Annotated in this window: 17 protein-coding genes and 2 pseudogenes; 2 read left to right on the top strand and 17 right to left on the bottom strand. The window is 60.9% G+C overall.

Annotated features, from left to right (window positions below; translation table 11 throughout):
* Positions 1–112: 112 nt before the first annotated feature.
* The 15 genes and pseudogenes from LY631_RS20055 to LY631_RS19985 all read right to left on the bottom strand — a co-directional run bounded on the left by LY631_RS20055 (position 113) and on the right by LY631_RS19985 (position 15,874).
* Positions 113–310 (bottom strand): dihydroxy-acid dehydratase domain-containing protein, encoded by a 198-nt coding sequence (locus LY631_RS20055; protein WP_274427401.1) that lies wholly within the window; start codon positions 308–310, stop codon positions 113–115.
* Positions 311–316: 6 nt separating this feature from the next.
* Positions 317–421, bottom strand: a pseudogene (locus tag LY631_RS20050) (IS6 family transposase); the annotation flags it as partial.
* Positions 422–598: 177 nt separating this feature from the next.
* Positions 599–1,666: a dipeptidase gene (locus LY631_RS20045; protein WP_274427386.1), complete on the bottom strand. Its 1,068-nt coding sequence runs from the start codon at positions 1,664–1,666 to the stop codon at positions 599–601.
* Entirely contained in the window at positions 1,663–2,439 is a 777-nt protein-coding gene (locus LY631_RS20040; RefSeq protein WP_274427385.1) for an ABC transporter ATP-binding protein, read from the bottom strand. The genes LY631_RS20045 and LY631_RS20040 overlap by 4 nt, the downstream gene beginning before the upstream one ends.
* The gene (locus LY631_RS20035) at positions 2,439–3,281 is read right to left on the bottom strand and encodes an ABC transporter ATP-binding protein (protein WP_274427384.1); all 843 of its coding nucleotides are present in this window, start codon (positions 3,279–3,281) and stop codon (positions 2,439–2,441) included. Before LY631_RS20035 ends, LY631_RS20040 begins: the two co-directional genes overlap by 1 nt.
* A complete protein-coding gene (gene nikC / locus LY631_RS20030; RefSeq protein WP_274427382.1) occupies positions 3,278–4,204 on the bottom strand; it encodes a nickel transporter permease in 927 nt (308 codons plus the stop codon). The genes LY631_RS20035 and nikC overlap by 4 nt, the downstream gene beginning before the upstream one ends.
* 1 nt (position 4,205) lies before the next feature.
* Positions 4,206–5,180, bottom strand: coding sequence for an ABC transporter permease (locus tag LY631_RS20025; protein WP_445082924.1), 975 nt, complete (start codon positions 5,178–5,180; stop codon positions 4,206–4,208).
* A 96-nt stretch (positions 5,181–5,276) separates the two neighbouring features.
* Positions 5,277–6,863, bottom strand: a complete 1,587-nt coding sequence (locus LY631_RS20020) for an ABC transporter substrate-binding protein (protein WP_274427380.1) — start codon at positions 6,861–6,863, stop codon at positions 5,277–5,279.
* Between the two features lie 253 nt (positions 6,864–7,116).
* Entirely contained in the window at positions 7,117–7,875 is a 759-nt protein-coding gene (locus LY631_RS20015; protein WP_274427378.1) for an SDR family NAD(P)-dependent oxidoreductase, read from the bottom strand.
* On the bottom strand, positions 7,872–9,182 hold the full coding sequence (gene hisD / locus LY631_RS20010; protein ID WP_274427377.1) for a histidinol dehydrogenase: 1,311 nt from the start codon (positions 9,180–9,182) through the stop codon (positions 7,872–7,874). The genes LY631_RS20015 and hisD overlap by 4 nt, the downstream gene beginning before the upstream one ends.
* Before the next feature lie 18 nt (positions 9,183–9,200).
* On the bottom strand, positions 9,201–10,130 hold the full coding sequence (locus LY631_RS20005) for a 3-keto-5-aminohexanoate cleavage protein (protein WP_274427376.1): 930 nt from the start codon (positions 10,128–10,130) through the stop codon (positions 9,201–9,203).
* An 84-nt stretch (positions 10,131–10,214) separates the two neighbouring features.
* Entirely contained in the window at positions 10,215–11,156 is a 942-nt protein-coding gene (locus LY631_RS20000) for a 3-hydroxyacyl-CoA dehydrogenase (protein WP_274427375.1), read from the bottom strand.
* A gap of 10 nt (positions 11,157–11,166) precedes the next feature.
* On the bottom strand, positions 11,167–13,680 hold the full coding sequence (locus tag LY631_RS19995) for a branched-chain amino acid ABC transporter ATP-binding protein/permease (RefSeq protein WP_274427374.1): 2,514 nt from the start codon (positions 13,678–13,680) through the stop codon (positions 11,167–11,169).
* Positions 13,681–13,684: 4 nt separating this feature from the next.
* The gene (locus tag LY631_RS19990; RefSeq protein WP_274427400.1) at positions 13,685–14,563 is read right to left on the bottom strand and encodes a branched-chain amino acid ABC transporter permease; all 879 of its coding nucleotides are present in this window, start codon (positions 14,561–14,563) and stop codon (positions 13,685–13,687) included.
* 66 nt (positions 14,564–14,629) lie between these two features.
* On the bottom strand, positions 14,630–15,874 hold the full coding sequence (locus LY631_RS19985) for an ABC transporter substrate-binding protein (RefSeq protein WP_274427373.1): 1,245 nt from the start codon (positions 15,872–15,874) through the stop codon (positions 14,630–14,632).
* 131 nt (positions 15,875–16,005) lie between these two features.
* Between LY631_RS19985 and LY631_RS19980 the strand changes: the two genes are divergently transcribed.
* Both LY631_RS19980 and LY631_RS19975 read left to right on the top strand, forming a co-directional pair.
* Positions 16,006–16,710, top strand: coding sequence for a GntR family transcriptional regulator (locus LY631_RS19980; RefSeq protein ID WP_274427372.1), 705 nt, complete (start codon positions 16,006–16,008; stop codon positions 16,708–16,710).
* 2 nt (positions 16,711–16,712) lie between these two features.
* Positions 16,713–17,480 carry an SDR family oxidoreductase gene (locus LY631_RS19975; protein WP_274427399.1) on the top strand — a complete coding sequence of 256 codons (768 nt, stop codon included), beginning with the start codon at positions 16,713–16,715 and terminating at the stop codon, positions 17,478–17,480.
* Between the two features lie 588 nt (positions 17,481–18,068).
* Here LY631_RS19975 and LY631_RS19970 read toward each other — a convergent pair.
* Together LY631_RS19970 and LY631_RS19965 are read right to left on the bottom strand one after the other, a co-directional pair.
* Positions 18,069–19,187: pseudogene (locus LY631_RS19970) on the bottom strand (aspartate ammonia-lyase); the annotation flags it as partial.
* Between the two features lie 428 nt (positions 19,188–19,615).
* Positions 19,616–19,792 carry a hypothetical protein gene (locus tag LY631_RS19965; RefSeq protein WP_274427371.1) on the bottom strand — a complete coding sequence of 59 codons (177 nt, stop codon included), beginning with the start codon at positions 19,790–19,792 and terminating at the stop codon, positions 19,616–19,618.
* Positions 19,793–20,654 lie beyond the last annotated feature (862 nt).

The raw sequence follows: 20,654 nt of genomic DNA, 5'->3' as shown, positions 1-20,654 counted from the left end.
CCCTCGAAACGCTTCAGCATGCACCAGCCGCGCTCATAGCCTACAACTGGTTGAACCTGCGCACCAAGCCATTGATTTTGCGCGGCACCATCAACGAGCTGATTAGCTCATCTTAGCTAACCGTTTGCCCGTTGGTGGACCCGCCGACCGCCAAGAGGACCGTAAGGGCGTTCTGGAAAGCCTCAGCCGTCATAATCTTGTCGGGCGTCAGGTCGTTTGCGGCCATCTGGACTGCGATCCGGCCGCTTGCTTCGGCGACAAGGCGCCTGTCGGCCGACACCGCAGGAGCCGTCGCGCCGCCGAAAACCATCATTCCAAGCGCCTCGTAGGAAACCACAATCCTGCGTTCGAGAAGCAATTCCTCGACACGGCACAGGCTCAACGCAAACCGGTAGTAAAGCCAAACTGCGTAAGTGATGATCTCGGCGGGAAAGGGTGACGCTTAAAGCCACCGGTCGGCGTATTCATGCCGCCGCGGCTGAGCCAAAATCTCACGCTTGTTTATGTGACAACGCCTTGGGGCGCGATCTCTATTGGACCGACGACAAACAAAGCGGGATTTGCAGCAAAGATGCTCAGTGGGGAGAACCTGCAGGGCTCATTCGGCCTTCCAGCTTCTTTCCAGCACTGAAAGCCAGTTGTCGAAGCAGATTTTCCTGATCTCTTCGGCGGAATAACCGTGCTGGGCGAGTGCAGATGGCAGCCTGGGAAGGCCGGCAACGTTGCCAATAGCCTGCGGAATGACGGCGCCGTCGAAGTCGGATCCCAATCCCACGCCATCGATGCCGAGCTTTTCGACGAGATGATCAACGTGGCGCAGGAGGACATCGAGGGGCGTATCCGCGTTCATCCGGCCGTCGGGGCGCAGAAATGCCGTCGCGTAATTGATGCCCACCAGGCCGCCGCTTTCGCGGATGGCATCCAGTTGCTTGTCGGTCAGGTTGCGCGCATGCGGGCTGATCGCATGCGCGTTGGAATGAGAGGCGACCAGCGGCGCGTGAGTCAGTTCCGCCACGTCCCAAAAGCCTTTCTCGGTGATGTGCGACAGGTCGATTACGATCCCGAGACGGTTGCATTCGCGCACGAGTTCCCGGCCGAGAGCGGTTAGCCCGGGGCCAGTATCGGGCGAGGACGGAAAGCGGAAAGGTACCCCGTGGCCGAAGGCATTAGGACGGCTCCAAACGGGGCCGAGCGAGCGCAACCCGGCCTGATAAAGCACCTCCAGATTGCGGAAATCCCGGTCGATCGCCTCCGCGCCCTCGATGTGCAGAACGGCAGCAAGAGCATCGGCTGCCCTCGCGTGGCGGATCTCGCTGGCGGTCCGGCAAACCTTGAGCCTCCCCTCCGACCGCTCCTCGATCCGGAACAGGGTCGCAGCCATTGCCAGCGTAGCGGCAATCGCCGCGCCGCCGTCCGGCGTCTCGAGCTTAGGCACGTCATACTGCGGTTGACGCATCATCGAATCCGCGTCCGCACCCTTTTCGGGCGATGGGACGAAGATGGCAAAAAGTCCTCCGGCCAAGCCGCCGCTCCTGGCGCGCGGCAAGTCGATGTGTCCGTCCGTGCGCCCTTCGATGAAGCTGGCTATAGGGTCCGAACCGTCATCGAGATAAAGCTTGAGAAGTGAATCGTTGTGGCCGTCGAAGACCGCGATCTCATCAGTCATTGTAACTCAGTCCGCGTTGCGGGCTCCGCGCGCGTGAAGCCCTCCGTGGCTTTCATCAACGCGCGGGTGTAAGCCGTCTTTGCTTCGCCGGCGCGCAGGTGCTCAGTATCGGTTTCTTCCACCATCGTCCCGTTGCGCATGACGAGCATACGGTCACAGAGATGCGCGACGACCGCCAGATCGTGGCTCACGAGAATGTAGGTGAGGTTATGCTCTTTGCGCAGCAGCTCCAAAAGATTGAGGATCTCGGCCTGTACGGACGCATCTAGCGCGGAGGTGGGCTCATCGAGGAGGATCACCGAGGGGTCAAGAATCAGCGCACGGGCAATTGCAACCCGTTGGCGCTGACCGCCCGAGAGCTGATGCGGAAAGCGAAAGCGAAACGTCGGGCCCAGGCCCACATCTGTCAGCGTTCTGACGATACGCTTATCGCGATTATCCATGCGGTGGATGGCGAGCGGCTCGGAAAGGATCTGGTCAACTGTCTGACGCGGGTGCAGGGACCCGTAAGGATCCTGAAAAACCATCTGAACCGTAGCGAAGAAATCGCGCTTGCGTGGGACGGAAACCGGCTTTTCACCAATGGCGATCGTTCCGCCGGAAACAGGTGCCAGGCCGCAGATGGCGCGCAGGACGGTTGATTTGCCGGAGCCCGACTCCCCGACGAGGCCGAAGGATTCGCCCTCGGCAACCTGCAAGCTGAGCCCTTTCACCGCTTCCACCCGCAGATTGCCGCTGCCGAAGACGACGGAAAGGTCGCGAATATCGATCATCACTCGGTCCATGCCGGATCGCGCCTTAATGTGGGAAGGGGATGAGCGGAACCCTCAAGGGCCGGGAGGCAGTTCATCAGCCCGCGTGTATAGGGGTGGTGTGCCGATTCCAGATCGCCCGAAGCAAGCTCTTCCATAACTTTGCCCCCATACATGACAAGAACGCGGTCGCAGAATGAGGAGACCAGACGGAGGTCATGGCTGACAAAGATCAGGCCCATGCCCCGTTCAGCGACCAGTCTATCCAGAATGCGCAGAACCTCCTGCTGTACGGTGACATCGAGAGCGGAGGTTGGCTCATCGGCAATCAGGAAATCGGGATCGGTGACGAGCATCATGGCGATCATTGCGCGCTGGCCCATGCCGCCCGAAGCTTCGTGCGGGTAAAGCGAAAAGACACGGCCAGGATTGCGCATCTGCACCGCTTCCAGCATCTCCAACGCCTTCTCGCGCGCCTCCTTCCGACTGGCTCGCTTATGTGCCCGGTATGCTTCGATCATCTGATCGCCGATAGTCATGACCGGGTTCAGCGAATATTTCGGATCTTGCATGACCATGGTCATGCGCCCGCCGCGCAGGTTGCGCAGTTGCCGCCGCGGGATCGAGAGAAGGTCGATGCCGTCGAAGGTTAGTCGATCGGCAGTGATCTCGCCCGGCGGCGGGGTGAGACCGAGAATGGCGCGGCCGGTCTGGGACTTACCCGAACCAGATTCGCCGACAATGCCCAGTCGCTCGCGCCCGAGGGAGAAGGAAACGCCGCGCACCGCCTCCACTGTGCCCGTGCGTAGATGAAAACGGACATTGAGGTTCTCGACTTCCAGCAACGGCGCTTGCTCTTTCATCGTGCAGCCTTCGGATCGAGAACGTCACGCAGACCGTCGCCGAGCAGGTTAAAGCCGAGCGACACGACGAAGATCGCAATGCCAGGCATGGTGGCGACCCACCAATAATCGATGATGTATTGCCGACCGGAAGCGATCATGGCCCCCCATTCTGGCATGGGCGGCTGCGCGCCGAGTCCTAGGAAGCCAAGGCCTGCCGCTGTGAGGATGATGCCGGCCATGTCGAGCGTGACCCGGACGATGACGGAAGGCAAACAGAGCGGCATGATGTGACGGGCTATAATCCGCGGAGTAGACGCGCCCTGGAGCCTCACCGCAGCAATGAAGTCGCTGTTGCGGATAGTCAGCGTCTCCGCGCGTGCGATCCGCGCATAAGGCGGCCAGGCAGTAATGGCGATGGCGATAATAGCGTTTTCAATGCCCGGCCCAAGCGCAGCCACGAAAGCAAGCGCCAGGATAAGGCGCGGGAAGGCAAGAAAAATATCGGTGATGCGCATCAGCACGGAATCAAGCCAACCGCCAGCATAGCCCGCCACTGTACCGATCAGCAATCCGACCGGCATGGCAATCACGGTCACGAGCACGACGATCATCAAGGTCAGCCGTGAGCCATGGACGAGGCGTGAATAGATGTCCCGAGCCTGACTGTCCGTGCCGAGCCAGTGCTCGGCGCTTGGCGGTTGAAGACGCTCGGTTCTCAAGTCTCCGCCGATGAATGGCGATTGGGTGGCCAACTGATCGGCGAATATCGCGACGAGGATCAAACCAACCACCACGATGAGACCGAGCATGGCGAGCGGATTGCGCGACAAGGACCGCCACGAGAGATACGCGCGGCCAAACCGTGCCTGCGTACGAGAGGACGGCTCGTTGTCGGTCAGCCATTCGCGAAGCGTCTGGGTTCGTTCGAAGGTACCTGTCATGTTAGCGTGTCCTCGGGTCGAAGAGACGGTAGAGGAGATCCGAGAGGATATTGATCGCCACGAAGACGACGCCAATCACGAGCGTGCCGCCGAGGACAGCGCTCATATCCGCATTCTGGAGCGAATTGGTGATGTAGCGTCCAAGCCCTGGCCAGGCGAAGACGGTCTCCGTCAGGACCGAGCCTTCGAGCAGGTGAGCATAGGAGAGCGCGATTACCGTGATCAGCGGCACGAGGGCATTGCGCAGGGCGTGGCCCCATATGATGCGCTGCTCCGAAACTCCTTTCACGCGCGCAGTGATGATGTATTCCTGCGACAACTCGTTGAGCATGAATGAGCGGGTCATGCGGCTGATATAGGCAAGTGAGAAATAGCCGAGCAGCGAGGCCGGCAGGACGATATGGGAGATGGCGTTGCGGAACACCGCCCAATCGCCGGTCAGCGCTGCGTCCACCAGCACCATGCCCGTGACCGGGGTGAGCATGTATTCGTAGCTGATATCGAGCCGGCCGGGTCCGCCCACCCAGCCAAGATTGGCGTAAAATACAAGAAGGCCCAGAAGGCCGAGCCAGAATATCGGAGCGGAATACCCAACAAGTCCGACCACCCGCACAAGGTGATCGATAAAATGCCCGCGCCGTACCGCCGCTAGCACTCCAAGCGGCACGCCCAGCACGGTACCGATCAGTGTGCCAAGTGTGGCAAGCTCCAAGGTCGCCGGGAAGTAGCGCGCAATATCCTGCGCGACGGGTCGCGAGGTCAGCACCGATGTACCGAGATCGCCGCTCAGCACGTTGGTGACATAAATCGCGAACTGTTGCCAAACAGGCAGGTGAAGGCCCATCTCCTCGCGCACACGCTCATAGACATGCGGGGGCGCCCGGTCGCCGACAACGGCAAGCACAGGGTCGATCGGCACCACGCGGCTAATGAAAAATGTGACGGCGAGCAGACCAAGAATAGTGATCGCCACCATGGAAAGAACGCGGCCGATGGCGCCAAGACCGGAAAAGAGGGCGCGTGTGCGCCCTCCCCCCTCATAGCCACTGTTGACGGAACTCATATGGCCGGATCAGTCCTTACTGGCTTCGCCGAATTCGTTCGAATCGAAGGACGGGCCGATGATGAAGTTGTTGACGTTGTCCTGCATCGCCATCACCTCGATCTCCTGGAACATGATCACGAACGGCCCCCTGTCCATCACCTCGCGCTGCAGTCCCTCATAGACCCGTGCACGCTCTTCCGTGTTGGTCTCCAGGATTGCGGATTGCGTTTTCTTCGTCAGTTCGGGGATGTCCCATGCATTTCGCCAGGCGAGCGGTTTTGCCGCCGCATCGTCGGAATTGTCCGGATTGGCAGCAAAGGTGTCAGCGTTAGTGTGGGGATCCTGATAGTCGGGGCCCCAGCGGCCGATATAGATGTCGTGCTCGCGGGCGCGGTATTTGGTCAGGGTCTGTGCGCCATCGCCGGGAATGAGCTGGAGATCAATGCCGGCCTGCGCGAATGTCTGCTGGATCGCTTCGCCCATGCCGGTGATATCCGAAGTGTTGCGTGTGTCCATGGTAATTGAGAAACCTTCGGCCAACCCAGCTTCCGCCAGCAATTCCTTGGCGCGCTCGACGTCGAGCGAGAACGGCGTGTCCTCCACGGATCCCAGCAGGCCGGTCGGCAAGAAGGACTGATGCACCTCGGCCAGCCCTTCCATGATCGTGTCTGCGATCGCGTCGTAATCGACTAGATACTTAAGCGCCTGGCGCACTTCGGGCTTCGACAGATATTCATTCTTCTGATTGAGACCGAGATAGTAGAGGCCGCCTTTGACGCCACTCTGAATCTTGATGCCGTCGAGCTGCTCCAACGCTTGGAGCTCTTCCGGTCCCAGATCACGGGCGATATCGATGTCACCCTGCTCCAGCATCAGGCGTTGCGTCGAGCTCTCGGGCACGTGCTGATAGATGACGCGGGCGAGCGGCACCTCGGGCTCGTAGTGCTCGTTGCGCTCCATGACGACGGCCTCGTTCGGGCGCCACTGGCGGATCGCGAAGGGACCGGAACCGGCATGGTTGCGCTTCAGCCATTCATGCCCAAGATCACCGTCGACCTCGTGCTCCAGCACCAGATCCTTGTCGACCACCGAGGCCACGGTCGACGTCAGGCAGTAGAGCACAAAGGTGGGCGCGTAAGCTTGGTCCATCTCGAAGGTGAATTCGTAATCGCCCGTCTGAACGATCTTTTCCTCGACGTTGTCGGCGGTAAAGCCGAACTGGGTCAGGATGAAAGCTGGGGACAGGTCGAGCTTCAACGCGCGCTGCAGTGAAAAGACGACATCCTCAGCCGTAAGCTCGTTTCCCGAGGCAAAGGTCTTGCCCTGGCGAACGGTAAAGGTGAGGGTCTTTCCGTCCTCGGACACCTCCCAGGATTCGGCAACCACACCAAAGATATCGGAGACGTCGTCCAGATCGTAGCCGATCAGCCGCTCATAGGAGTTGCCCACCATTTCGGCGGCGGAAAACTCGAAGACTTCGGCAGGGTCTAGCGTAATGACATCGTCGATCTGCGAGGCCATGACCAGCGTGTCGTCAGGTGTGACGGCGCGCGTCGGCAATAGCGTCAGCGCAAGGATTGCGCCCGCGGCGAGGAGTGCTTTCACGATTTTCATGTCTACCCCCGTTGTTTTTGTGTTCCCGTTAGCCGCGATGATGACCAAGAACGGCTCGATTGTCCATTCCAGAAAACATCAGACAAAGCGGTCACGCGCATAACCGCCCGCGATGTCCCCTCAATTCAAGCGGTCCCGTCGCGGTGCAAGGATGTGCTCAAGCGGGTGCAACCACATAGAAGGTGCATCAAAGACCGGAATTGTGTGCAGTTCCGAATTCACGCACCAACGCCCAGTTGCACGCTTTCCCTGCTCATTCGGCGGTCCATCCCCCGTCCAGCAGTATGTGGCTGCCGGTCATCAGCGATGAAGCGTCCGAGGCGAGGTAGAGTGCCGCTCCCGTAATGTCCGTTGGCACGCCGATACGCCCGAGCTTGATCATGTTCAGGCAGTGAGCGCGGAATGTCTCATCCTCGAAATAGGCGCGCGTCAGCGGCGTCTCGATGAAGGTCGGGCAGATGGTGTTAACCCTGATGCCATGCGGGGCGAGCTCGATCGCCGTCGCCTTGGTGAGCCCTTCGATCGCCCATTTGGTCGCACAGTAGAGTGAGCGGTCCCTGGCGCCGATGTGGCCCATCTGCGAGGACATGTTGATGATGGAGGCTTTGCCGCCATTGTCGATCATGTGCTGGGCGACGGTTTGAAGCGCAAAGAAAGCGGCCCGGAAATTGAGCCCGGCGACGAGGTCGAAATCGTCCTCTGTCACCTCAACGAAGGGCCGCGGCCTGTTGGTACCCGCATTGTTCACGAAGATGTCGAGGCGCGGAAGGGAAGAGACGAAATTCCGAAACGCTGCGGCGTCGGTGACGTCCACTGCGGCGGCTTGAGCGTCGAGCCCTTCGCCGCGGAGCGTCTCCGCAACATTTTCGACTTCCGCGCCGGTCCGAGCGACAAGCCAGACACTGGCCCCCGCCTGCGCGTAGACTTCAGCGATGGCGCGGCCGATCCCCCGCCCCGCACCGGTGATAAGGGCGTTGCGCCCCTTGAGAGAGAAATCGGGCATAGGGGTCATTCGGCCGCCTCCCCATACGGTATGTTATCTCCGCCATATCGGCGGACGCGTAGATTGGCCTGTTCGGCATGACCGACGAACCCTTCGAGCAGGCACAATCTCGAGCAGTAGCGGCCGATTGCGGCGGCAGCCTCGTCGGTCAATACCTTCTGGTAGGAATGGGTCTTGAGAAACTTGCCTACCCAGAGTCCGCCGGTATAGCGGCCGGCCTTCCGCGTGGGCAGCGTGTGATTTGTGCCGATCACCTTGTCGCCATTGGCCACATTGGTCCGCGGCCCGAGAAACAGGGCACCGTACGCGGTCATACGCTCAAGATACCAGCCATCGCGATCCGTCATCACCTGGACGTGCTCGGAGGCGATCTCCTCGGCGACCGCGAGCATCTCTTCGTGACTGCCGCAGAGGATCACCTCGCCGTAGTCGCGCCAGCTCGTGCCGGCCGTTTCCGCCGTCGGCAACACGGTTAAGATGCGCTCGATCTCGGTAAGGGTCGCTTCGGCGAGCTTGCGCGAATTCGTCACCAGGGCCGCGGGAGAATTGTAGCCGTGTTCGGCTTGTCCCAGGAGGTCGGTCGCGCAAAGTTCGGCGTCGACCGTTTCGTCGGCAATGAGAAGCGTTTCGGTTGGTCCGGCGAACAGGTCGATCCCGACGCGCCCGAAAAGCTGGCGCTTGGCCTCGGCAACAAACGCGTTGCCAGGCCCCACGAGCATGTGCACCGGGTCGATCGTCTCCGTGCCGAGCGCCATCGCCCCAACGGCCTGGATGCCGCCGAGAACATAAATTTCGTGCGCGCCGGCGAAATGCATGGCCGCGATGACGGCCGGGTTCGGCTCTCCTCTGAAGGGTGGGGTTGCCGCCACGATGCGGGGCACGCCCGCCACGGCAGCCGTCAGCACCGACATATGCGCGGAGGCGACCATCGGGAACTTTCCGCCCGGCACGTAGCAGCCCACCGACTGGACGGGAATGTGCCTGTGCCCAAGTATGACGCCCGGCAGGGTCTCGATTTCGATATCCGTCATGCTCGCCCGTTGCGCCTCAGCAAAACGGCGCACCTGGGCCTGCGCGAAAAGGATATCGTCGCGTTCCGTTTTCGACAGGCGAGCGATCAGCGCCTCGATATCGGCCTCTGTCAGGCGGAAGCTTTCCGGCGCATAACCGTCTAACTTGGTGCTCATCTGACGAACGGCGATGTCTCCGCGCGCCTCGATGTCGGCCAGCGCCGCTTCCACGATCTCGCGAACACCGCGATCCTCTTCGATGCGGGCTTCTTCGGCTCGCCCGCGCTTCAGGTACTCGACAGCCATGAGGCTTTGATCCTCTTTCTAGAATTCGACCCGGTCGCCGCCCTTCAGCGCCAGCATTTCGCGCGCCTCGTCGGGGGTTGCGACGGCGAGGCCAAGGCCTTCCACGATCTGGCGGGCGGATCGCACCTGCTCGGCATTAGTCTGCGCCAGCTTGCCGGGCCCCGCCCAAAGCGAATCCTCCAGCCCCACGCGGATGTTCCCGCCCATCGACGCCGCGATTGCGGCAACGGAAAGCTGGTTCTTTCCCGCGCCCAGTACCGACCAGCGATAATCATCGCCGAATAGCCGGTCCGCCGTCCTTTTCATGTGCAGGACGTCTTCCGGGTGGGCTCCGATCCCGCCCAGCAACCCGAAGACGGTCTGAATGAAGAGCGGTACCTTTACCAAGCCCCGGTCGTGGAAATGCTTCAAGTTGTAGAGATGTGCCGTGTCGTAGCACTCGAATTCGAAGCGCGTTCCTGCCGCACCCACTTCGGTCAGGACATGCTCGATATCGCCGAAGGTGTTGCGGAAGATGATGTCCTTGTTGGACAGATAGTCCCGCTCCCACTCGTGCTGCAGCGACTTGAACCTGTCGAGCATGGGGAACAGGCCGAAATTCATCGTGCCCATGTTCAGCGACGCCAGTTCCGGCTTGTAGGTAACGGCCGGGCGAATGCGCTCGCTTATCGACATTGTCGGTGCTCCGCCGGTGGTGATATTCACGACCGCATTCGTGGCCTGTTTGATGACTTTCAAAAAAAGCGCGAAGGCTTCCGGGCTCTGGTCCGGCCTTCCGTCGCGCGGGTCGCGCGCGTGCAGGTGAATGACAGCAGCGCCCGCTTCGGCCGCGCTGATCGCGGCATCGGCAATTTCTTCAGGCGTTACCGGAAGGTAGGGCGACATGGAAGGCGTGTGGATGGCGCCCGTCACGGCGCATGTGATGACGACCTTTCGATTTCTGGCCATGGTCCGATCCTTCTGGCGTTGTTTTCCATATCGACTTCATCCGCACGTGTACCGACGCCGCGCCTGAACACTCGGGCTAATTCGTCAAGTGCCACCGGAAGACCGGCGATTAATGAGGTGTCGGTCGAGAGCGGCAAGTTCTCCGTCGCGCCACGCCTGGCGCCGTCGCACGTCCGCCGGTTCAGGCTCTCCGAAGTGCTCGGCGATCTTTCTTGCCGCCCCGGGCGTGAATGCTTCACCGCGCGCGCAATCGTCCGCTAGGCGAGCCATCATCGGCCCGTAGCGTGCGAGATAGTCCTCAATTCCCCCGGGCGCGTTGAGCGCGATCGTCTCCATCGGCCCCATAAACGCCCAGCGGCGCCCGAGACCGTGCCGGATCGTGTCGTCCAGTCCTTCCGCCGACACGATACCTTCGGAAATCAGGCGTAGCGACTCGGCCAAGATCGCCGCTTGAAGGCGATTGAGGATGAAGCCATCGATCTCGCGCGACAAACGCACGGGAACCTGTCCTGCCGCGCGATAGATCTCCTCCGCCCGATCCACCGTTTCCGTGGCCGTTTCCGGCCCTGGCGACAACTCGACGACCGGAACGAGATGCGGCGGATTCACCGGATGACCGACGAGACACCTGGCACACCCGGAAAGCCCTTCGGCGTATTGCGAGGCCATCAGCGCAGAGCTGGAGGATGCGATGATCGCCGATGCCGGACTTAGACGATCGAGCTCTCGGAATATTTTCTGCTTGATCTCCAGCACCTCCGGGCCACTCTCCTGGACGAGTTCGGCTCGTTCCAGCGCGTCGGAAAGCGCGTGCCGCGCTTCGATGCGCGATTTCAGCGCCGCAGGATCACCACCCGCCCGCCCGTGCGCGGCGGCCATGTCGATCATCGCGGTCAGGTCTTCCTCAAGCCTTTCCAGAACCGACGGCTCTTTGTCCCAGACAGTGACGTTCATCCCCGCCCGGGCGAAGACAAAGGTCCAGGACCGGCCGATCAGTCCGGCACCCACGATGGCAATGTGTGTCATTATCCCTCCTTCACATCCACAGCAATTTACGCCGCAGATCAAGGTCCACCTCCAGGTCGTGCGAGGGGACCTCGTGCTGAATACGCCCCATTTCGAGCACGGCCGTGCGATCGGACAAGGCGAGGGCAAGGTCGAGGTTGTGATCCACAATAACGATCGACAGGGTTTCCCGCAGCTTGTCAAAGGTCAGGAAAAGCTGCTCCACCACCGCTGGCGCTAGACCCTCGAAAGGCTCGTCCAGGAGCAGGACCCGCGTATCGCCGGACAGCGCGCGGGCGACGGCCGCCATCTGCTGCTCCCCGCCCGAAAGGCGGTCGGCCGCCGTATCGAGCCGTTCGGCCAGGCGTGGGAAATATTCGAGTATCTCCTCCATCGACCAATGCGTGCCCTCGCCCGTCTGCCGGCGGATACGCCCGAGCTCAAGATTCTCCCGCACGGTCATGCCGGCAAAGAGTCCGCGGCCTTGCGGTACATAGCTAATGCCGGAGCGCGAAATCCGTGCGCTTGACATGCCGGAAAGCTCCGTGTCGAGCAGCTTGATCGTGCCGGAACTCACCGGTGCGATGCCCGTCAGTGCCTTCAGGAGCGTCGACTTGCCCGCGCCGTTGCGACCAAGGAGCGCCAGGATTTCGTTCCGATGGATGTCAAGCGAGACATCGTGGAGAATGTGGCTCTTGCCGTAATGGACATTAACACCCTCCATGGAAAGGATCGGCTCATCGGATGCCGCTCCGCCCAAGGCCGCGGCCGCCACCGCGCTGCTGCCTGAACCGATATAGATCTCGCGGACCTCGGGGGAGGTCCGCGCTTCCTCCACGGAGCCGTCGAGAAGCACCCTGCCCTCGTTCATCACCGTTACATGGTCGGCGAGGTCGAACACACGATCAATGTCGTGCTCGACCAGCAGAACCGGGATTGATCTCGAGACTTCCTTGATGAGAAAACCAACGCGTTCGCGCTCGGATTCGGAAAGCCCCGCCAGAGGCTCGTCCGCCAAAACAATGCGCGGCTTCGTCGCCAGGGCGAGCCCGAGGTCCAGGAGGCGCTGCCCCCCGTAGGAAAGTGAATCGGCGCGTGCTGTCTCCATGCCGGCCAGTCCCACCCAGTCGATGATCTCTTTGGCCTCGCCGTGAACCTCCTCGACGGTATCGGCACTGCGGAAGGCATTCATTCGCGAGGCGTGGCGGGCCTGGACCGCGAGACGCATATTCTCGGCCACGGTAAGCTCGGGGAAGAGGTTGGTTATCTGGAAGGACCGCCCGAGTCCGAGATCGGCGATCGCGTCCGCGCCCATCCCGGAAACCTCGATCCCGGAAAGCCGAACCCTGCCGGCGGTAGGGGCCATAATGCCCGTGAGCAGATTGAAGGCGGTTGTCTTCCCCGCCCCGTTTGGCCCGATGAGGGCGTGGAGCGTCTTGTCCCGGACAGCTAGGTCCACCCCGTCCACGGCCTTGAAAGCGCCGAACTGCTTGGAGATCTCTTCCGCGACCAGAACCGTCTCACTGCCGGCATCCGTGTTCTTCAGCGAGGCCGGCAGATCGCGTTTCTCGATCCGCCTCTCTGCCATGGCGGCATTCAGATCAGGACCGGGAAAGAAGCGGTCGCGCAACTGCGCGGCGATGCCGATCAGGCCCTCGCGGGCGAACAACACGAAGGCGACAAAGGCGACGCCAAACCACAGCAGCCAGTCCTCCGTATAGATCGAAAGGTATTCACGGAAGATGATGTAGAACAGCGCCCCGAGCGCCGGGCCGAGAAAGCCGCGCATCCCGCCGATCACCGTCATGGCGAGCAACTCGCCGGAGAATATGACCGACATCGGTTCGGCCGATGTGAAGCGGTTTTTGAACAGGAGCAGTCCTCCGGCGAGGCCGGTGACGGAGGCGGAGATAACAAAAGCCGTCAGCTTGTAGCGCGCAACCCTGTAGCCGAGCGCAAGCGCCCGCCCCTCGTTTTCGCGAATGGCGGCAAGCACGGTTCCGGCGGGGGAGCGCAGAAACCGCCACACCAGCCACGTAACCATAAGGGCGATGATGGCCACGAATACGTAAAAGACGACATCATTGTTGAGATCCATCGGCCCGATCATAGGCCTCTCGACACCGCCCAGCCCGTTTTCCCCGCCCGTGACCTCTGTCCAGCGGTAGGAGAGCTGGAACGCCATGGCACTGAGGGCTAGGCTCATCAGGGAGAAATAAACGCCGCGCCGGCGCAGCATCAGGGACCCGAACACGGTCGCAACGAGGGCAGACACCATGACACCGGCGAGCAGCGGCACGATGATTTGCACCCCAGGCAACGCAAGTGCCACAAGGGCGCTTGCGTAGGCACCGAGGCCGAACCATGCGCCGTGACCGAAGGAGACAAGACCCGTGTACCCCACCAGCACGTTCAGCCCGATGCAGGCCAGCGCGAAGATGACCACTTCCGCCGCGGTGCTGGAAGTGAGCCCCGTGAGGGAGAGTGCGAAAGGAAGGACGCAGAGGCTCGCCCCGGCAAAAAGCATAGGAGTGTTCTTGCGCATGGGCTTACTCGAACCGCGTGATGCGTTCGCCCATCAGCCCGCGGGGACGCAGGAGCAGAACGACGAACATGAGGAGGTAAATGGCGAGCATCGAATAGGACGATAGTCCGAGACCGATCATCGTACCCTTGACGACGCCGACAAGCAGGGCCGACCAGACCACACCCCAGAAAGAGCCGAGACCGCCGATGACAACCACCACGAACGCGGCGGTGACGACCTCGGCGCCCATCGATGGATGTACCGGGTAGAGCGGTGCAAGCAACACGCCGGCCAGCCCGGCCAGGCCGATGGCAATGGCGGCGACCGCAGAAAGATAGGGCCGTAGGGAAATGCCGAGCGTTCCCAAAATCTCGGGATTCTGAATGCCGGCGCGCACGATGCGTCCAAAAGCCGTCCGGTTGAGCAGCAACCACAAAGCGCCGACGGCGGCGACCGCCACTCCGATCAGGAATATCCGATACCGCGAATAGATGAAATCAGCGACGAAGACTTGCCCGCGCAGGATGTCGGGCATGGAATAAGCCTTCGGTGATGCTCCGAAATACCAGCGCAGCGCCTGCTCGATGATCATCGCCAGGCCGAAAGTCAGAAGCAAGGAATAGATGGGGTCGATCCTGTAGAAGCGCGTGAACAGGCCGCGCTCCACCAGCATGCCAAGCGCCGCGACGAGCAGCGGTCCCATAATCAGCGCTCCGAAGAAACCGATATAGGGCGTCAGCACAAATGCTGCGTAAGCGCCGATTGCGAAGAACGCGCCATGGGCGAGATTGACGATCCCGCCTAGTGAGAAAATCATCGACAATCCAAGGGCGATGAGCAGGTAATAGAAGCCGTCGAGCAGTCCGTTTAGCAGCTGCGACAGGAACAGCATGACCGTCAGCATGGTGGTTTCGCTTTGCTCGTGGGGAGAGCGGCGCCGCGAGGGGCGGCGCCGGCATTTCGAGGTTCAGCCGAACGTGCATTCACCCCCGACGGACCCCTTCGTTAGCTCCGTGAGAGGCTTTTCCGCGGCTGGCAGCGGTCCGGATGTTGTGAAAATGTCCCACTCGTTCTTCGCTTCCGACGGCTTGACGGCCGTCACGGCGTAGACCTCTTGCAGGAGCTGGTGCGTTGCCGGGTCGAAACGGCCCGGGCGGCTCTTCAGGATGTCGAACTCGGCCTCCTCGCTCTCAAAATAGGTGACGAGGTCCTCGGTTTTCGTCCCACCAACCTCAGCAATGGCCTTGGCTATGATTTTCATCGCGACGAAATCCGAATAGGCTTGGTTCTCCGGCGGCTTTCCGTACTTTTCCGTGAACTGCGTGGCAAATTGCTGGGAGCCGTCCGTCTGCACCTGGTGCGTCCACACGCAGGGCCAGGTTCCGCGGAAATTGTCCACGCCGGCCGCCCAGGCCAGGATGGTGTTATAGTCAAAGCCGCCGAGCGTGTAGTCGAAGCCGAACTCGCCAAACTGCTTGAAAAAACTCGACTGCTGTGTGCCGGCGAGATTGAGAACGACCAGATCCGGATTGGCCGCCCTGATGCTCAGTAGATACGAGGAGAAATCGGCCGCGTCGGTCGGCACCAGATCGTCGCCGACAACCTCGGCCCCTTCCCTCTCAGTGAATGCGAGCGCACCCTTTCGCAAGTCGTGGCCGAAGGCGTAATCGGCGCTCAGCATGTACCACTTCTTCCCCTTCACCAGTCCCTGCTCGAGAAAATACTGCCCCTCGGCATTCACATACATTACGTTTTGCGCCTCGGTGTGGAACATGGTGCGCTGGCAACCCTCGCCACGCAGGAAATCCGAGTTCGCCCCCGTGTTGATGAAAATGCGGTCGAGCCGGTTGGTGACCTGTCCGATGGTCTGAGCGGAGGCCGACGAAATCTCTCCAAGAATGGCGGCGACCTGGTCCCGCTCGATCATGCGCTCGGCCTTGCTGGTCGCCGTCTGCGGATTGATCGAGTCTTCCTTGATGAGTTCGATCTGCCGCCCGAGCACACCGCCCTCTGCGTTGATCTGCTCGACCGCGAGTTCCGCCGCCATTACGGCATACTCGCCCATCGGACCGAGAAAGCCGGTTCTGGGCGTCAGATGCCCGAGAAGAATAGGGCTGGATTGGGCCCTGAGAATCGCCGGCGCAGCGAGCGTTCCGAGGACGACGGTCGATCCCGCGAGAAGTTGCCGCCGGTTCAGGCATTTTTCAGTCATTGTTTCCTCCCTTAATGAAATAGTCCCTTGTCCGAGATTCGCTTTGGCGAGGTGGTTTATCTCCTCCGAGATTGACGACTGTGATCTCAGATCATAAAGAACAAATTATCGTCCAGTCAACGGGAAAACAGATGAACTTTTCAGCTGTAGGCAGTCTTCCAATTCGCGAACGCTCGCTATCTATGCAGGTAGAGGACACCCTGGCGCAGATGCTCTGGGACGGGACGCTCCAGCCGTTGGACAGGACGTCGATCCGTGATCTTGCCGAGCAGCTCGGTGTATCAACAATGCCCGTTCGCGAAGCAGTGAGTCGGCTGGTGGCCCAAGGGGCGCTGTCCATCGAACGCAACCGCGCGATCGTGGTGCCGCAACTCTCCATCGAGGATTTCCGGGATCTCACCGACGCGCGCCTCCTCATCGAAGGACGGGCCGTAAGGAAGGCTACACACAACCTGACCGAGGATGATCTCGCCGAGCTGCGCGAGATGAACGACGAGTTCGCAAAGGCGATGAGCACCCCTTCGTCACGCGATCCCGTCAAGGTCAACCAGCGGTTTCACTTCAGGATCTACAAAGCGGCGGCCTCGCCGACGCTGGCGCGCATCATCGCCATGAATTGGCTGCGGGCCGGCCCCATGATCAATCTCGACATCGGTCTGCCGTCCCGCAGGATTCGCAACTCGCATTCCCTCGCCGCTCACATCGATCTGATCGCCGCCCTAGAAGCCCGTGACGAAGTCGCGGCCGAGCGCGCGCTTCAACGCGATATCGAGACGGCGGCGGCATCGATCATCGAAAACGCCCTTTCCGATACGTCTGGGCAGGAGGAAACATGAGCATGGAACTGGGATTGCAGGGCGCACGTGTCATCGTCACGGCCGGCGCTGGCGGCATAGGCCGGGCGATTGCCGAGGCCTTCCTGCGCGAGGGCGCGCGCGTGGCGACCTGTGACATCGACAGGGAGGCTCTGGCGACCCTTCCGGACGGCGTTTTCGCAAAGCAGGTCGATGTGGCTAATGCAGACGCCTTCACCGCCTTCATAGACGAAGCGGTCGCCCAGCTCGGCGGACTGGACTGCCTGGTCAACAATGCCGGGATTGCCGGGCCGACGGCACGCATCGAAGACATCGACCTGAGCGACTGGGACCGCTGCCTGAGGATTGTCCTAACGACGCAGTTCCTCGCTGCCGCCAAGGCCGTCGCCGCCCTGCGGCAATCCGACAACGCCTCGATCATCAATATCTCATCGCTCGCTGGCCGCATGGGATTTGCCCTCCGTACGCCGTATGCCGCGGCGAAGTGGGGGGTCATCGGGCTGACAAAGTCGCTGGCAATCGAACTCGGCGAGGACAAGATCCGCGTCAACGCCATCCTACCCGGCCTCGTGGCCGGCGACCGGCAGCGGCGCGTTCTTGAGGCAAAGGCGCAGCGTCAGGGCCGAAGTTTCTCGGAAGTGGAGGCGGAAGCCTTTTCCTATACCTCCATAAAGGAATATGTCGAACCGGGACAAATCGCCGAGCAAGCGCTCTTTCTCGCCGGGCGTACGGGGCGGACGATCTCCGGCGAAGCGGTATCTGTCTGCGGCAACACCCGCATGCTCGCCTGATCCGGCGCTCTTCCCTCGCTGGAATATCTTCTGCTCAACTTATTCACGGCTTTCGCACATGAGCGTTATGAGGTCCCTGTTTCATGCTTCGCAAAACTACTGCCACGTCGGCGTCCGCTTTAGGAGAGGCGTAGCTGACCTCTACGGCTGAGATGGGGCGCGAAGCTACCATTAACGTTCCTGCGGACACACGTCGTCCCCGCTCGACTCGATATTGACGGTATTGTTACCCGTGTTCAATCGAGCAGGAGTTACGCGGCAGTGAGATGCAAACTGCGGCGAACGCAGGTGAGAGGCAGCCGGGATCAACTTCCGCAATCGTTGTTTAACTAACATTCTGGTGCGCTATCATGGTTCTCGCGACAATGCTGGAGCAGCGCCGTTGTCCGGTTGGCCATGGCCACAGACAATATCCGCCATAGGAACTGGTCTAATTCGCCAGCCGAGCGGTAGGAGACGCTCAGCACATCTTTGGGAAAGACGCCAAGCCGTATTCATCAATGCCCATGAAGCGTGGCAGCGACGCGCACCGCTCCCATGGCCAACGGTGAGCAGCAATCATCATCTTCTGAACTCATAGGGATGAAACTAACATGCCGAGGCGACGCGCGGTTTCGTCAATGCCTCCACGCGAAGCGCGAAAACCAGTTCCGGCTTCGTCATAAGCCCACGTTCCAGCACGACATCGCGAACACTTCGCCCGCTGAGATGGGCCACCACCGCGACCTCCGTCGCAGCGTGGTACCCAATGATCGGGTTCAGGGCAGTTACGATACCGATGGAATTCTCCACCTGCTTCAGTAGGAGATCGCGATTGCCGGTAATACCCGCCACGCGATTTTTCTCCAAAGTCCGGCACCCTGCCGTGAGCAGCGACAGGCTGTTGTGAATCGCATGGAATATCACCGGCTCGAAGGCATTCAGCTGCAACTGTCCCGCTTCGGCGGCCATCGTGACCGTGACATCGTTCCCGACCACCTCGAAGGCAACCTGGTTCACGACTTCTGGGATCACGGGGTTCACCTTGCCCGGCATGATCGACGACCCGGCCTGGCGGGCGGGCAGGTTGATTTCGTTCAGGCCTGCGCGCGGACCCGACGACAACAGGCGCAGGTCGTTGCAGATCTTCGACAGCTTGACCGCGATCCGCTTCAGCACCCCGGAAAGCTGGACGAAGGCACCGCAATCCTGCGTGGCCTCGATCAGGTCGTGGGCCGCCACCAGCGGCACCCCGGTGATCTCCGCGAGTTTCTCCCGGGCCATCGGTCCGAACCTGGCATGAGAGGCGATGCCGGTCCCGATCGCCGTTCCGCCGAGATTGATCTCGCAAATCAGCTCCCCGGCTTCCGAAAGCCGCTCCTGGTCCTCGGCCAGCATCCGGGCGAAAGCACCGAACTCCTGGCCCAGCGTCATCGGCACCGCATCCTGAAGCTGCGTCCGCCCCATCTTCAGAACGTCGCCGAAATCCACCTGCCGCGCGGCGAAGGCCTGTTGTAGGTCGTCCATCGCGCCAAGAAGCCGCTGTACACCGGACCACGCCGCCAGCTTTATCGCCGTCGGGTAGACGTCATTGGTGGACTGGCCGAAATTCACGTGCTCGTTGGGGTGCACGACTCGGTAGTTGCCCCGCGCCTCCTCTAAGAGTTCGAGCGCACGGTTGGCGATGACCTCGTTCGTATTCATGTTCGTTGAGGTGCCCGCCCCGCCTTACCCGTCATCCACACAGTGAATTCATCAGGTTAACCCCTCCCGCATATCACCATCACACTCTGGGACTAACCATTTTAGAGATGCACGGACACGATCACAGCGCTCAATCACAGCGCTCATCGGCGGCGATAACACATCGCATGAAAACCGGACCCGTCTCGTCCGTAGCAGTCGAGCCTGACGCGAGATTCCTACTGTAGCGGCCTCCGCATCCGCAAGAACGGGATGCTATCAACATCGTTGCTCGTGCGGGGATTAAACCACTCTCTCTGTTCTGACTCGTTGGAACAGCTCCTGTCGCAACAGACCTCAACCGATCCGCCGGTCAGCCGCCATGATCAACCTCAATCATGCTTGGCAGCTGGGGCCCGCTTCATACTTGCGTCTCCAGTCTGGATGTCCCAGCCGTTAAATGACGCTGGTCCTCATCGCCAGCGTTCGCCCGACAACCACCGGAAGGCGTTTAGCACCTCGTAAAGCCCGGCAATCGGCATAGACAGGCTGCCCGGCAGGGCGATGCCGGCCTTGATGTCTGCCTTCTTGATATCCGTGTTGGTGTTCGATCCAGGATGTAGCTCGCGAAATCCAAACTTTACGCTCATTCACCAGACCACTTGACGTCGGTCGCGACCAGTCACAGGGGCAGTTCTGAATCGTCCCCGCTCGCGCAGCGCCCTTGCCGCCAATCGTCGTAATCGAGGTCATTCAGGATATTCGGATGCTCGCGAGCGCAACTTTATCTCCCCTTGTGCTTTCTCGACCCCGGGTGCCCCGGTTGGGGGTAACAGACGCAGCCCTACATTCTTCCCGCCACACTGTGAGCATCTGAGGAGCGGAACCAAAGCCCAATGCATGCTGCATGCTCGCGGCCTAGCCGCTCGGCCAGTTCCAAAAGGTCGAGCTTGGAACTATGTTGGCACCCCAGGCTGTAGCAGTAGACGGTGATGCTGTAGCCGCCGCCGATCACCGCTCCGAGCGTGTTGATCACAAGAGGATCGACCGGGGGCATCGTTCAGGCAGATTCATCACGCCAGATGGGGCGCCGATATGTTTTTACTTCCATGAGCCGCCTTACGCGGATCTCGGCGCGCTCCGCGGCCGTAGGGTAATCCAAGCTGACTTGAAGGAACTCGCGGGATCCACAATCTTCGCATTTCCGGATACGCTCATGCAGCAAGAGGACCGGGCAATCGCCAAACACCTTGATTAGATCGTCCGGAACATAATAACGGGTGCCACAGCAACGGACGCGGACCAGGAAATCACGCCGATCGCTCAGCATCACTCGCAACGCTTCTCGGCTCGGTCTGTATCCTTGCGGCATAGTGAACGAATAGGAACATAATCACAAAGCCGTCAAGTGTCTGGATTGTTCCGAAGCCCTGAGGCAGACTGCCGCGCTATGTGCAACCTATACAATGCCACGACGAGCCAGGAAGCCATCCGGCAGCTCACGCGCGCAAT

This window comes from Chelativorans sp. YIM 93263, assembly GCF_028767125.1.
Classification (GTDB): domain Bacteria; phylum Pseudomonadota; class Alphaproteobacteria; order Rhizobiales; family Rhizobiaceae; genus Chelativorans.
The sequence above is the reverse complement of the archived record's forward strand: the minus strand, read 5'-3'. Positions and strand labels throughout refer to the sequence as shown.